Here is a 14,111-nt window from a genome sequence, read left to right as displayed (position 1 = left end):
AGAAACTATTATCCCATAATCAAAATAAAAAACTAAGATAAATATAGGATTGATTAGAGTTATTAAGACACCTTTCGAGGGTTAAAATAACTATGAATTTAACACCTATACTCACTAAATGTTTGAAAAAACTGGACAATTACCCGATAAACATTTAGCTATTGCTATTCTCGTACTATTGACGTTTGGTTGGATTATGTCGTTTTCTGCCTCATTAGGACATTTTGATAGCTATAGCTACTTTTTCAAGCAAAGTATCTATATTTTATTCGGCTTAATTCTGGCTTTTGTTTGCTTGAAAATTCCTTTATATTTCTATAAAAAATATGCCAAATGGTTTTTTGTTTTTACCTTAGTTTGCTTGGCATTAGTATTTTTGCCTGAACCTATCGGCAGAACCGTTAACGGCTCAACTCGCTGGATTAATTTTGTATTTTTTAAATTTCAACCCTCTGAAATGATGAAAGTTGCCATGATTTTATACATGGCTGATTTTCTGGTTAGGCAAGAAAAGGATGTTAAAAAACCTTGGATGGGTTTAATTAAAACTCTTATTATTATCTTTTCAGCTGATGTATTAATTTTATTAGAAATGGATCTAGGCGCTGCTATCATTATTTCCTTAACAGCATTTATCATGCTTTTTGCAGCAGGTGTTTATCTTGCACAACTAACCTTTGTTGGTAGTGGCTTGCTTAGTATAGTTGGCGTTTGGCTGTATGTTGACGGCTTAAATGGTGGTGTTCGCTGGCAGCGACTTACACAGTTTTGGCAAACAGACTTATGGGTTAATAATAGTGAAAAAGTTTATCAAACCAAACAAGCTTTAATCGGCATTGCCAGAGGCGATTGGACTGGTGTTGGGCTGGGTAATGGCATTCAAAAATATACCAAATTACCCGAACCACATACCGATATGATTTTTTCTATTATTGGTGAAGAAACAGGCATTATCGGTATGCTATTTGTCATTTTTACCTTTGGTTTTATTATGCTTAAAGGTTTTAAGATTGCTAAAGGTGCACTAAAACAAAAACGTAAATACAGCTCTTATGTTGGCTTTGGTATTTGCACTTGGCTATCATTGCAGTTTAGTGTTAATATCGCGATGAATCTAGGCTTAATCCCTCCCAAAGGCTTTCCATTACCCTTGATTAGTTATGGGGGATCTAGTATGATTTTTGTATTGATTGCTCTTGGTATCTTACTTAGAATAGATATGGAAAATCGCTGTGAATACTCCAAACAAAAAAAATATGTCTGATAAAAAAATTCTCATTATGGCAGGAGGAACTGGTGGGCATATTTTTCCAGCTTTAGCCATTGCCAGTGAACTCAGAAATCACCACTGTCAAATTGAGTGGCTTGGCTCTAAAAAAGGTATGGAAAATGACATCGTTCCTAAAAATAATTTTCAATTACACACGGTAAATGCAGTTGGCTTAAGAGGTAAAAGTCTTGCGAGCTTAATCAAAGCACCTTTTTTGCTAGCCTTGGCTACTTTTCAAGTTATCAAAGTATTTATTAAAACGAAACCTGATGCTGCTCTAGGTATGGGCGGATTTGCTTCTGGCATTGGTGGCATGATTGCTTGGATTTTTAGAGTGCCTTTATTTATTCATGAGCAAAACTCCATTCCTGGTACCACAAACAAAATACTCTCTAAATTTTCCACCCAAACATTTCAAGCCTTTGATGGTGCCTTTGGGGCTTCTATTCAAGCTACTACTGTTGGTAATCCGATTGCTTTTAAAGCTAACAAATCTAACGTCAAAAATAAAAAACTAAACCTTCTAATTATTGGTGGTAGCCTTGGCTCAAAGCCAATTAATAACGTAGTGACACAATTAAATATTCCTATTAACATCTGGCATCAAACAGGAAAATTACACTTCGATAAAGTTCAATCTCAGTATCAGAAAAAATCAGCCAAAGTGACAGCCTTTATTGATAATATGGCAAAAGCTTATGCTTGGGCTGATGTTGTATTATGTCGAGCAGGTGCAATGACAGTTTCAGAACTAATGATGAATGCCAAGCCTAGTATCTTGATTCCACTTCCGCATGCAATTGATAATCATCAATTTTATAACGCAAAAATTCTTGCCGACAATAATGCTGGAATACTAATTGAACAAAAAGATCTAAATCTTTCGATACTTGAAAAAGCTTTACTCAACTTAGATGCCTCAAAATTAAGCCTTATGTCTGACAATGCGCTCAAGCTTGCTAAGCCCAATGCAGCTGCAGATATAGCTAAGCGATTATTGAGTGCATAAAAAAGCCGCAGTAAAGCGGCTTTACTTTTCCTTGGCTTAATATGTTACTTCCATTCAGTACAAGTGATCACCTCACTAGTATTGCCAAATCGATCTGATTTTTTATTAGTAACACAGCGCCTTTCAAGAGCCTTAGCCGGTACCTTTACAAGCCGATCAACATAAACTATCTTCTCAACCACAACCTCTTTGATAGGGTTACTATCATTGCAAATGTCTTGCTTGATTGATTCTAGTTTTTGCTTGGCTTTTAAATGCTGATCATTCGACCATTTTTTTGCATCGCTAGGTAAATTTGATAAAGCACCAATACTAGAATCCACCACACCTCCCAAACAATTACCTAAATGCTCAAGGTTATCATATCCAACTGTACAGTTTTTAGATTCAGCCGATGTATTAAAAGTTAAAGTGACAAGTGTCAGTATGATTAAAAGTTGTTTTTTCATTTTTATTTTATGGGTTATTAGTTTGTTAAATGGCTCATATTTATGCCTAGCTTTTTAAATAAAGCCTTATCACTACCGGTATCTGGATTATCTGTTGTAAGCAGTTGTTCCCCGTAAAAAATAGAATTAGCGCCTGCAAAGAAACACAATGCTTGCATCGCCTCACCCATTTCTGTTCGCCCTGCTGACAATCGTACTACGGACTTAGGCATCATAATACGAGCTACTGCAATTGCCCTAATAAATTCGCTTTCAGTAGGTGGCTCGATTTTCTCAAAAGGCGTACCAGGAATAGGCACTAATAGATTGATAGGAACACTCTCAGGATGAGACTCAAGATTAGCTAAAGACCTCAACATAGAGGCTCTGTCTGTTTGACCCTCTCCCAAGCCTAAAATACCACCACTACAAACATTAATATCAGCATTTTTAACTGACTCAAGTGTATTAAGGCGATCTTGGAAGCTACGTGTAGTAATAACATTGGGGTAGTTTTCTTTTGATGTATCTAGATTGTGATTGTAATAATCAAGCCCAGCTTCTTTTAATGTAAACGCTTGATCTTGGGTCAACATACCTAGCGTCACACAAGTCTCCATGCCCATGGCTTTGACGCCTTGAATCATTGGAATAACTTTATCGAGGCTTTTATCTGTTGGATTTCTCCAAGCAGCGCCCATACAAAAACGAGTAGCGCCCTGGTCTTTTGCAGTTTGTGCTTGCTCTAAAACCAATTCAATTTCCATCAGCTTTTCACGTTCAAGACCAGTGTCATATTTAGAACTTTGAGAGCAATAAGAGCAATCCTCTGGACAAGCGCCTGTTTTAATATTAAGCAAAGAACTCACTTGCACATAATTAGGATCGAAGTTATCTCTGTGAATTGTGTGCGCTTTAAATAGTAAATCGTTAAATGGCATATCAAATAGATTTTGGATTTCATCCATTTGCCAATCGTTTCTTAATTGTGTCATGAGAATTTATTTAAAAATAAGTAGGGTTATTTTAACGTAATCAATTTGTTTGGGACATTAAAAAAGCCTGCAAATGCAGGCTTTTTTTAGAGTTGAAATTAAGTGCTACAGACTGTAGTACATATCAAATTCAACTGGATGAGGTGCTGAACGCATAGCATTCACTTCTTGCATTTTAAGATCAATGAAAGAATCAATTACGTTATCGGTAAACACACCACCAGCTTTCAAGAAGTCACGATCAGAGTCAAGTGCATCAAGCGCTTGCTCTAAAGAATTACAAACCTTAGGAATTTTTGCTTTTTCTGCTCTAGATAATTCATATAAGTCTCCATCTTGAGGCTGACCAGGATCAATCTTGTTCTTAATACCATCAAGGCCAGCCATCAGCATTGCTGAGAATGCTAAATATGGATTGGCCGTGTTATCTGGAAAACGAACCTCAATGCGGCGACCTAATGGGTTGCCCACATATGGAATACGGATCGCAGCAGAACGGTTCTTAGCAGAATAAGCTAGCATTTCTGGTGCTTCATATCCTGGTACTAAGCGCTTGTAAGAGTTAGTTGATGCATTAGTAAAGGCATTTAATGCTTGAGCATGCTTAATAATACCACCGATGTAATATAGTGCCATCTGACTTAAGTTACCATACTCATCACCATCAAATAAGTTAACACCATCTTTTGCAATTGACTGGTGAACGTGCATACCATTACCATTATCAACCGCAATTGGTTTAGGCATAAAAGTAGCTGTCTTGCCATACATGTGAGCAACATTATGAATACAGTATTTAAGGATTTGAGTTTCGTCAGCTTTTCTCACTAATGTGTTAAATTTTGCACCAATTTCACATTGGCCAGCTGTGCCTACTTCATGGTGATGCACTTCAGTAGTAACACCCATTTCCTCGATAGCAAGACACATTTCTGACCTAAGGTCGTGAAGTGAATCTACTGGAGGAACCGGAAAATAACCGCCCTTAACATTTGGACGATGGCCTTTATTTCCGCCCTCTAAATCAGAGCCAGACTCCCAGTCTGCTTCTTCAGAATGGATTTCATAAAACGCCTTACCCATGCCAAATCCTGTATCCCACTTAACACTGTCAAATACGAAAAACTCATTTTCGTTACCAAAGTAAGCTGTATCACCAACACCTGAATCTTGCATGAATTGCTCAGCACGCTTAGCAAGAGAGCGAGGGTCTTTTTCGTAACCCTGCATATCACTTGGCTCAACAATGTCACAACGTACAATTAACGTTGGCTGTTGTGTAAACGGATCCATAACGCATGCAGTTGTGTCTGGCTTTAAAATCATGTCGGATTCGTTAATATCCTTCCAACCTGTGATTGAAGAACCATCAAACATTTGACCTTCTTCAAATTTATCTTCATCAACCGTATGGGAAGGAACACTTACGTGGTGCTCCTTACCGTGAGTATCTGTAAAACGAAAATCAACGAATTTAACCTCGTTATCTTCAATCATCTTCATTACATCTTGTGCAGACATATTTTCTCCTTTAATTTAAGTATTTGCATTAACTGACCAACTTTGTCAAGAAGCTTGCGCCGTTACAAGCATAATTCTTATTTAGCTATTATTTTTATAGCAAAAACAGCGAATTATTCTACCCTATTTTCTCAACAATAAGGACAATCTCATCGGTTTTTTCTTCGATTTCTAACACCTTATGAGCATGGACCTTGCACCAGGCAGGAATATCATGTAGCACACCTGGATCAGTCGCCAACATTTCAATAGTGTCCCCAACAGCTACTTTGTCAATCATTTCACCGAGTCGAATAACTGGCATGGGGCAGAGCAACCTCTTAACATCTAATTGAGTTTTCATTTTGCTATTCGCCTCCCACCCAGTCTTGTGGCTTTAAGAATTTATCATAAAGCTGCGCTTCTGGCGTATTTGGCTTAGGCTCATATTGATATTCCCAGCGTACTAGTGGTGGTAGTGACATTAAAATTGACTCTGTTCTTCCACCTGTTTGCAAGCCAAACAAAGTGCCTCGGTCATAAACCAAGTTAAACTCAACATAGCGTCCGCGACGATAGAGTTGAAACTGTCGCTCATGATCTGTAAACGGCATATCTTTTCGCTTTTCAATAATAGGTCTATAGGCATTAATATAGCTATCACCCACACTACGCACAAAAGCAAAACATTGATCAAAACCGCCTTCGTTTAAATCATCAAAAAACAAACCACCAATCCCTCGCTGCTCATCACGGTGCTTCATATAAAAATAATCATCACACCATTTTTTATACTTTGGATACAGCTCTGCACCAAAAGGATCGCAGGCTTCTTTAGCGGTTTGGTGCCATAAAATAGCGTCTTCATCAAAGCCGTAGTATGGTGTTAAATCAAATCCACCGCCAAACCACCAAATAGGATCTTCACCGGCTTTCTCAGCTATAAAAAAGCGTACGTTAGCATGTGAAGTAGGTGCATAAGGATTATTAGGATGAATCACTAACGATACCCCTAACGCACTAAAGCTACGCCCTGCTAATTCTGGCCTTAGCGCTGTGGCCGAAGCCGGCATGTTATCACCATGAACAATAGAAAAATTAACCCCTGCTTGCTCAAAAGCACTACCTTTTGTTAGTACTCGCGTGAGCCCATTACCAGCGTTATTTGGCTTTTCCCATTCATCTTTAATGAAAGTTGCTTGGCCATCAACTTGCTCTAACTGGGTACAAATATCTGCTTGTAATGATAATAAATATTGCTTAATCTGGTCGATCATCTCAATCTTTCTCCAGTTTGTAAATTGATAATACTTGAAGGGCTGTTTTCAGCTTTATTGGGCGCTATTATATAGTCTAATTGATCTTTAAAATATATGCGTAATTCCAGTGTGGTTTTGGCTGTTTTTAAGCCAGAAATATTCGCACTAGTTGAAACCAAGGCACTCTGGGTGTGCTTACATAGATCCATAATTAGTGGATTAGTAGTGAGCCTAATAGCGATTGTATCATGCCCACCTAGTAAAATTTGAGGTGCAGTATCGCTTGCTTTTAATAAGTAGGTAATTGGCTCATTGACTGAACTGGTTAGTTGTGCGAGTAGAGATATATCCTCAACATAATCTTGAAAATAAACCGGATCACTGGCCAATAAGATTAACCCTTTTTCAACAGAGCGCTTTTTAAGATCAACCAATTTTTGCAAAGAGTCGTCAAATCTGGGCAGGCAACTCAACCCCTGAATGGTGTCAGTTGGTATGCTAATAATGCCACCATCATTTAAAACATTAACTGCTATTCTAGTTTTAATGTTCATGACTTTTTAGCCCTTGGATGACAGCGGTCATAGACCTGGGATAATTCTAAAAAATCTAAGTGCGTATACACTTGGGTAGATTTAATACTAGTATGGCCTAAAAACTCTTGTGTAGAGCGCAGATCGTGGCTTGATTGTAAAAAGTGTGTTGCCGCTGCATGGCGCAACATGTGCGGATAAACATTAATTTTAATGCCAGAATCCAATGCTCGTTTTTTAATCATATTTTGTATTGATCTCACACCAATCCTATCACCATTTTTATTCACAAAAAGTGCACCTGAATGATGTACTTCTAAATGCTTAGTAATTGCCTCTTGTGCTGAACTGCCCAATGGCGTGTGCCTGGCTTTACCGCCCTTTCCTAAAACGGTTAAAAACCCTTGAGATATGTCTACATCTATAACATTTAAACCGACCAATTCAGACACTCGCAAGCCACAAGAATAAATAACCTCAATAATGGCCACATCTCGACTCTCAAATCGAGAGGCTCTTTTTGTCTTTAATATTTGCAATACTTGCTCATAATTTAATATGCCTGGCAAGGTTTTCGAAATTTTTGGCGTACGTAGTTGAACCGCACAATTATCTTTTAATTGATCTTGATTAACCAAATAAGTCAACATGCCTTTAATAGAAGATAGATAGCGACGAATACTTCTAGCTGAGATATTTTTATGGCGCAACTGCATAATAAACAAATTAAGTGTTTGCGCATTAAGCGCTGCCCAGCTTGATATATCTTGAGTTTTTAAAAAATTAAGCAATTGATTTAAATCACGCTCATACGCCTGCTGAGTATTAAGCGCATAATGTCGCTCTACTTTTAAATACAAAATAAAATCAATTATTTGCTTTTTCACTTGAATTTTTTAAGCTTGACCATATCAATACATTTTACGCATAATAATAAAGGCTACCAGTAAATGACCACTAAACAGACGCACTCATTCCAAACAGAGGTTTCTCAACTCCTACATTTAATGATTCACTCTTTGTACTCCAACAAAGAAATATTCTTGCGAGAGCTGGTATCAAACGCCTCAGATGCAGTTGACAAGCTTAAATTTGAATCTTTATCAAACGATGCTTTGGTTGAGGGTAAAGAAGCTTTACAAGTTCACATCGATGTAGACAAAGATGCGGGCACTATTACGATCACCGACAATGGTATTGGTATGACTGAATCTGAAGTCATGGAAAACATTGGTACTATTGCCAACTCAGGCACTAAAAAATTCTTAGAAAGTCTGGATGAAAAACAAGCCGAAGATTCAAACCTAATCGGCCAATTTGGCGTGGGTTTTTATGCTGCATTTATTGTGGCAGATGAAGTTGTTTTAACCACTAGAAAAGCTGGTGATGATAAGTCAAACGGTACTATTTGGACCTCTAAAGGTGAAGGTGAGTATTCATTAGAAACCACTGCAGTAGAAGACTTTGGTACCAAAATCACACTACATATTAAAAAAGAAGAAAAAGAATTTTTAGATGATTATCGCTTGCGCGGCATTATCTCTAAGTACTCTGATCATATTACAGTGCCTATCATGATGATCAAACCAGCTGAAGAAGATTCTGACGCCATTGAATATGAAATGGTCAACAAGGCCAATGCATTTTGGACACAAGACAAACGCAGTCTTAAACAAGAAGATTACGATGAATTTTACAAGTCATTGACTTATGATTTTGCTGCACCACTTGCACAACTTCACAACCGTGTCGAAGGCAAGCTAGATTACACCTCATTATTATTTATTCCATCAAAAGCACCTTTTGATATGTGGGAGCCAAAACGCAAAGGTGGTATTAAGTTATACGCCAAACGCGTTTTCATCATGGAAGACAATGAAGAATTAATGCCAATGTACTTACGCTTTATTAAAGGTGTTATTGATACGGCTGATTTATCGTTAAACGTTTCTCGTGAGATCCTACAAGGAAACAAAGTGGTTGATACCATTCGTAAAGCTTCTGTGAGTCGAATCCTTAAAGAGCTTGAAAAAATGGCTAAAAATAAGCCAAAAAAATATGCCGATTTCTGGAAAGAATTTGGCATGGTAATGAAAGAAGGTGTCGTTGAAGATCCGACTAATAAAGACAAAATTGCAAGCTTATTACGCTTTGCCACTACCAAAACTGATAGCGAAGATCAAACTGTATCTTTGGCCGATTACATCGGGCGTATGGATGCTGAACAAAAAGACATCTACTACGTAACAGCAGAAACTTTTGGTGCAGCTAAAGGCTCTCCACATTTAGAAATCTTTAAAGAAAAGAACATTGAAGTGCTCCTACTATCTGATCGTGTTGATGAATGGATGGTAAGTAACTTTACTGAATTTGAAGGTAAAACTCTTAAGTCGATCGCTAAAGGTGATTTAGAAGATTTAGACTCTAAAGAGGAAAAAAAGGAAAAAGAAAAAACTGCTAAAGGCTTTAAAAAGACTCTAGAAGAAATGCAAAAGATTCTTGAAAATAAAGTTAAAGAAGTGAAAATTTCTAATCGACTTAGCGAGTCCCCTTCTTGTTTAGTAGCTGATGAAAATGAAATGGGCGGCAACATGGAAAGAATTATGGCGTCTCTTGGCCAGGACGTGCCCGAAACCAAGCCTATTCTTGAAATTAACCCAACTCATCCATTGGTTAAAAAACTTAAAACTAAAGTTGATGAAAACCTGGTGAATGTTTTGTTTGATCAGGCAGTTTTATCAGAAGGCGGACAGCTTAAAGATCCTGCTGAGTTTGTTAAGCGTATGAACAAGCTTATTAAATAACTCAACTGAGTTGTTTGATTAAAAAAGCCCGATTATTCGGGCTTTTTTATTGCATTGTTAAAATTTCTAATATTTATGAAATTAAGTGATAAAAATACGAGAAAAGGACTATTTTCGCCTTAAAAACAAGCAATACAAGGCTTTTTAAGAGCTTTTAACGGTTATAAACCATCCATTCCCATAATTTCCTATTTTTTAAAGGGTTGAATGTTTCTTAAAATACCTCTAAAGATAGCTACTTCTTCTTTTTCAGGATCTGCACGCCCAAAAAAACGGCGCATGCGGCGCATTAGAAGCTCTTTAGGGCGTTTATCTTCAAAGTACTCAATATGCTCAAGCACTTGGGCTAAATGTGCGTAAAAACCCTCTAACTCATCAAAACTGGCATATTCATTACTACTCTTTTCAAATTCTGTGGTTGTGTTATAGACATAATTTTGATAAGCAAAGACTTGAATGGCGGCGGCTATATTTAAAGAGAAATAATTAGGATTGCCAGGAATGGTCATCAAAATTTGGCATAAATCTAGTTCTTCATTAGTGAGACCAAAATTTTCTGTACCAAATACTACCGCCACTTCTTGTCCTTCAACACCCGTGGCTTTCTTAATTTGCTCGCAAGCACCCACTACATCCATTTGCTTCCATTTGATACTACGCTGACGTGCACTTGCGCCAATCACTAACTGCGCTCCAACCAAAGCCTCTTCAAGCGTTTCACAAACCACAGCACTAGACAAGACATCATCCGCACCACTAGCGCGAGCAGTTGCTACAGCAGAAGGGTAGCCTCTTGGGTTAACCAAATACAGCTTTGAAAGATTCATGTTTTTCATCGCTCTGGCTGCCGCACCAATATTACCTGGCTCCGTGGTATTAACCATAACTATACGAACGTTATCAAAGGTATAATTCATTTCTTTTTCCATTTGTCTTTTAATTATGCATCCTACGCTTAATATTGCCGTTAAAGCCGCTCGAAAAGCGGGCGATATCATTCTCAGATATCACAATCAAATTGATTTATTAACGATTGAAAATAAAGCAACTAACGACTTCGTCTCTGAAGTGGATAAAGCCGCTGAAGACGCTATTATAAACGAGTTGAAATATGCCTTTCCGGATCATTCAATCTTGGGCGAAGAAAACGGAGAAATTGTCGGCAAAGACAAGCGCTTTGTTTGGATCTTGGATCCACTAGATGGAACTACTAACTATCTACATGGCTTTCCACAATATTCAGTCTCTATTGCTTTATATGAAAACGATGAAGCTACTCATGCAGTGGTTTACGACCCTTTTAAAGAAGAGTTGTTTACCGCTTCAAAGGGTGATGGCGCTTATTTAAATGAGCAAAGAATTCGTGTTACTAATACGAATGGCTTTGAAGACACCTTAATTGGCACTGGCTTTCCATTTAAAGCACCTCAACACCTAGATGCCTACCTTGACATGTTTAAGGCTGTTCATCCAAAGGTAGCCGGCATTCGTCGCGCAGGCTCTGCCGCACTTGATTTAGCTTATTTAGCTGCTGGCCGATTAGATGGCTTCTGGGAAATTGAACTTAATATCTGGGACATAGCAGCAGGCGCTCTTTTAGTTAAAGAAGCAGGTGGATATATTGGTGATTTCTCTGGTCGTGACAAATTCTTAGAAACCGGCAACGTGGTTGCGGGCAATGAAAAAGTTTTTAAGGCTCTTTTAAAAACCATTCACCCACATTTAACAGCTGACTTACAGCGCTAATTTTCAAGCGTTAACTGCTCGCCATTGAGCGATTTAGTTTGCTTACTCATTAGATAAACAATCGCTGGAGAAACGCTCTCTGGTGTTGGATTTTTTTCAATATTTTCAGCTGGATAAGCCATTTGGCGCATTTTTGTACGCATGCGTTTTGGATTAAGCGAATTAACTCTAATAGATGTCTTTTCAAGCTCTTCTGATAGGGTCTTACTCAAACCTTCAATAGCAAATTTACTCACCCCATAAGCACCCCAATAGGCACGTGCCGTTCGCCCTACTGACGACGATAAAAACAAGATTCGCGCATCTTCAGACTTACTTAGTGCAGGAATTAAAAATTGCGTTAGCATAAAAGGGGCATTAACATTAATTTGCATGGTTGAATACCAAAGCTTTAAATCGTACTGTTCAATAGGCATCATGGTGCCAATAATACTGGCATTATGAATCAAACCATCAAGCTGACCAAAGTTATCCAAGATGTCTCTTTGTAATTGTTCATAGTTTTTAGGCGTTGCACCTTCAAGATCTAATGGGTACAAAATAGGCTCCTCAAACCCACTATCTACAACTTCATCATAAGCTGTCTCAAGAGAACCTAAGTCACGGCCCAACATAATAACAGTAGCACCTGCTTTGGCTAAATCAAGTGTCATTGCCTTGCCAAAGCCACGGTTAGCGCCTGTGACCAAAATTACTTTACCTTTTAACTCATCTTGTGTGATTGAATAATTGGTTGAAATTTGCATTAATCTAGCTCCTTTTTGCTTTGCACGCCGAGTTCTTTTAATTTTTCAGCGCGGCCAATTAAATTACCCTTACCATCAGAAAGCTTGCCCCGAGCATCTCTGTAGCTTTTTTGTGCCTTATCTAGGCTCTTTTCAATCTCATCCATAGATTTCATGAAGCCAAATAGTTTGTCATACATAGCGCCCGCTTGGCGTGCAATTTCTTCAGAGTTTTGGTTTTGTCGTTCGGTTTGCCAAATATGATGTACCGTTTTTAAGCTCATCATTAAGGTTGAGGGAGAAACCAAGACTATGTTCTTTTTCAATGCAAGGGTAAATAAATCAGGCTTTTGATCAAGTGCGACTAGCAAAGCTGACTCAATAGGAATAAAGACAAAAATAAAGTCAAGAGTTAATACACCTTCTAAATTTTCATACTCTTTAATACTAATTCCATTAATATGCGCTTCAACTGAACTAACATGTGATTTTAAGAGTGCTGCGTTAGTTTGGTCAGCAATGTAGTCTTTATAAGCTTTTAAGGAAACCTTAGAATCAATAATAATATCTTTTTCATCAGGCAAATGCAAAATTACATCTGGCTTAAAAGATTCACCCTGCTCATTTTTAAGCTGCTTTTGAGTGTCAAATTCATGACCTTCTCTTAGCCCAGAGCTAGACAAAATAGAGCTTAAAATCATCTCCCCCCAATCACCTTGCTGCTTATTGTCATAAGTCAATGCATTGGTAAGATTTTGGGTAGTTTCTTGTGCTTCAATACTGGTCTTTTTAAGGTTGTCAATTTGTACTGAAAGCGTTGCACGCTCTTTGATTTGCTCAGTTGTAATAACTTCAATTTTGTCTCGAAATTCTTTTAACTGGGATTGCAAAGGTGTGAGTAATTCAGAGTTTTTAAGACTTAAATCATGGCGATCTTTTTCCAAAATATGACTGGCAACCTCTTTAAAATCTTTGCTCATTTGCTCTCTGGCAATATTGATCATATCAATCTGATTTTCATAAGATTTAATCTTCTCATCAAGACTCACTTCCAGATGAATTTTTTCTTTACTTACGACTTGCAATTGCTTACCTAAATAAATATATATAGCAATTCCACCAACCAATAAACCCAATATCAAACTCAATATATCCATTAAATTAACTCCAATAATTCTTGTGCATGATTAATTTTATAATCATAATTCCAATCTTGTTCAACGTTGCCGTAACCATAAGTCACTGCTACTGTTTTAATCCCAGCATTATTCCCTGCTAGCATATCATTTTTATCGTCTCCAACAAAGATACAGCGCTTTGGATCAATAGCAAATTGAGCACATGCATATAACAAGGGCGCAGGATGAGGCTTACTAAACTCTAAAGTATCTCCACAAACCACTACGTCCACATTAATATTTAATTTTTGCAGTAATAAATGAGTTAAATACTCGGGCTTATTGGTGACAATTCCCCAGTTTATTTGCCGATCTTCAAGGGTTTTTATGAGTGCATTGACACCCTCAAAAGGTTTTGAATTTAGATCAATATTGTTAGTATAAATCTTAAGCAGCTTTTGATGACGCTTGGAAAATTCTGAATGCTCTTCATCACAATTAAATCCAAATTTAATAAGGGCCTTACCACCAAACGCAACTAAAGGCTTAATTTTGTCATAAGGCTTAGCTTCGAGACCCACCTCTTCAAGTAAGGTATTTAGCGCATAAGCCAAGTCTGGCGCGGTATCGATGAGGGTACCGTCTAAATCGAAAAGAATGGTATTAATATCCATATAAAACCGTTAAAATTTAACTCTACAAATTATAACGTTTACACTTACCC

Annotated in this window: 15 protein-coding genes; 4 read left to right on the top strand and 11 right to left on the bottom strand. The window is 37.6% G+C overall.

Annotated elements, in window-relative coordinates; genetic code table 11:
- Positions 1–118: 118 nt before the first annotated feature.
- Positions 119–1,264, top strand: a complete 1,146-nt coding sequence (ftsW, locus tag N9Y32_02290; GenBank protein MDB2589839.1) for a putative lipid II flippase FtsW — start codon at positions 119–121, stop codon at positions 1,262–1,264.
- A complete protein-coding gene (gene murG / locus N9Y32_02285; GenBank protein ID MDB2589838.1) occupies positions 1,257–2,279 on the top strand; it encodes an undecaprenyldiphospho-muramoylpentapeptide beta-N-acetylglucosaminyltransferase in 1,023 nt (340 codons plus the stop codon). Before ftsW ends, murG begins: the two co-directional genes overlap by 8 nt.
- A 44-nt stretch (positions 2,280–2,323) precedes the next feature.
- Here murG and N9Y32_02280 read toward each other — a convergent pair whose 3' ends face one another.
- From N9Y32_02280 to N9Y32_02250, 7 genes are all read right to left on the bottom strand, one after another.
- Positions 2,324–2,728 (bottom strand): hypothetical protein, encoded by a 405-nt coding sequence (locus tag N9Y32_02280; GenBank protein MDB2589837.1) that lies wholly within the window; start codon positions 2,726–2,728, stop codon positions 2,324–2,326.
- Between the two features lie 17 nt (positions 2,729–2,745).
- A complete protein-coding gene (gene bioB / locus N9Y32_02275) occupies positions 2,746–3,702 on the bottom strand; it encodes a biotin synthase BioB (GenBank protein ID MDB2589836.1) in 957 nt (318 codons plus the stop codon).
- Positions 3,703–3,807: 105 nt separating this feature from the next.
- Positions 3,808–5,223: a type I glutamate--ammonia ligase gene (glnA, locus tag N9Y32_02270; protein MDB2589835.1), complete on the bottom strand. Its 1,416-nt coding sequence runs from the start codon at positions 5,221–5,223 to the stop codon at positions 3,808–3,810.
- A gap of 118 nt (positions 5,224–5,341) precedes the next feature.
- A complete protein-coding gene (locus N9Y32_02265) occupies positions 5,342–5,566 on the bottom strand; it encodes a sulfurtransferase TusA family protein (protein ID MDB2589834.1) in 225 nt (74 codons plus the stop codon).
- A gap of 4 nt (positions 5,567–5,570) precedes the next feature.
- On the bottom strand, positions 5,571–6,479 hold the full coding sequence (hemF, locus tag N9Y32_02260) for an oxygen-dependent coproporphyrinogen oxidase (protein ID MDB2589833.1): 909 nt from the start codon (positions 6,477–6,479) through the stop codon (positions 5,571–5,573).
- Positions 6,476–7,015 carry an L-threonylcarbamoyladenylate synthase gene (locus N9Y32_02255; GenBank protein ID MDB2589832.1) on the bottom strand — a complete coding sequence of 180 codons (540 nt, stop codon included), beginning with the start codon at positions 7,013–7,015 and terminating at the stop codon, positions 6,476–6,478. The genes hemF and N9Y32_02255 overlap by 4 nt, the downstream gene beginning before the upstream one ends.
- Positions 7,012–7,881: a tyrosine recombinase XerC gene (locus tag N9Y32_02250; GenBank protein MDB2589831.1), complete on the bottom strand. Its 870-nt coding sequence runs from the start codon at positions 7,879–7,881 to the stop codon at positions 7,012–7,014. The genes N9Y32_02255 and N9Y32_02250 overlap by 4 nt, the downstream gene beginning before the upstream one ends.
- Before the next feature lie 63 nt (positions 7,882–7,944).
- Between N9Y32_02250 and htpG the strand changes: the two genes are divergently transcribed.
- Positions 7,945–9,798: a molecular chaperone HtpG gene (htpG, locus tag N9Y32_02245; protein MDB2589830.1), complete on the top strand. Its 1,854-nt coding sequence runs from the start codon at positions 7,945–7,947 to the stop codon at positions 9,796–9,798.
- A gap of 188 nt (positions 9,799–9,986) precedes the next feature.
- Here the strand turns inward: htpG and N9Y32_02240 are convergent, their stop codons facing one another.
- Complete coding sequence (locus N9Y32_02240) at positions 9,987–10,715, bottom strand: RNA methyltransferase (protein MDB2589829.1); 729 nt, start codon at positions 10,713–10,715, stop codon at positions 9,987–9,989.
- 25 nt (positions 10,716–10,740) lie between these two features.
- Between N9Y32_02240 and N9Y32_02235 the strand changes: the two genes are divergently transcribed.
- On the top strand, positions 10,741–11,544 hold the full coding sequence (locus N9Y32_02235; protein ID MDB2589828.1) for an inositol monophosphatase: 804 nt from the start codon (positions 10,741–10,743) through the stop codon (positions 11,542–11,544).
- Here N9Y32_02235 and N9Y32_02230 read toward each other — a convergent pair.
- From N9Y32_02230 to N9Y32_02220, 3 genes are read right to left on the bottom strand one after another with little or no spacing between them, the layout of a single operon-like run.
- Positions 11,541–12,290: a YciK family oxidoreductase gene (locus N9Y32_02230; GenBank protein MDB2589827.1), complete on the bottom strand. Its 750-nt coding sequence runs from the start codon at positions 12,288–12,290 to the stop codon at positions 11,541–11,543. The genes N9Y32_02235 and N9Y32_02230 overlap by 4 nt on opposite strands.
- Positions 12,290–13,426 carry a DNA recombination protein RmuC gene (locus N9Y32_02225; protein ID MDB2589826.1) on the bottom strand — a complete coding sequence of 379 codons (1,137 nt, stop codon included), beginning with the start codon at positions 13,424–13,426 and terminating at the stop codon, positions 12,290–12,292. The genes N9Y32_02230 and N9Y32_02225 overlap by 1 nt, the downstream gene beginning before the upstream one ends.
- Entirely contained in the window at positions 13,426–14,061 is a 636-nt protein-coding gene (locus N9Y32_02220; protein MDB2589825.1) for an HAD-IA family hydrolase, read from the bottom strand. Before N9Y32_02220 ends, N9Y32_02225 begins: the two co-directional genes overlap by 1 nt.
- Between the last annotated feature and the right edge of the window lie 50 nt (positions 14,062–14,111).

The sequence above is a fragment of the Candidatus Thioglobus sp. genome, from assembly GCA_028228555.1.
GTDB lineage: Bacteria > Pseudomonadota > Gammaproteobacteria > PS1 > Pseudothioglobaceae > Thioglobus_A.
This window is presented reverse-complemented; position numbering and strand designations above follow the sequence as displayed.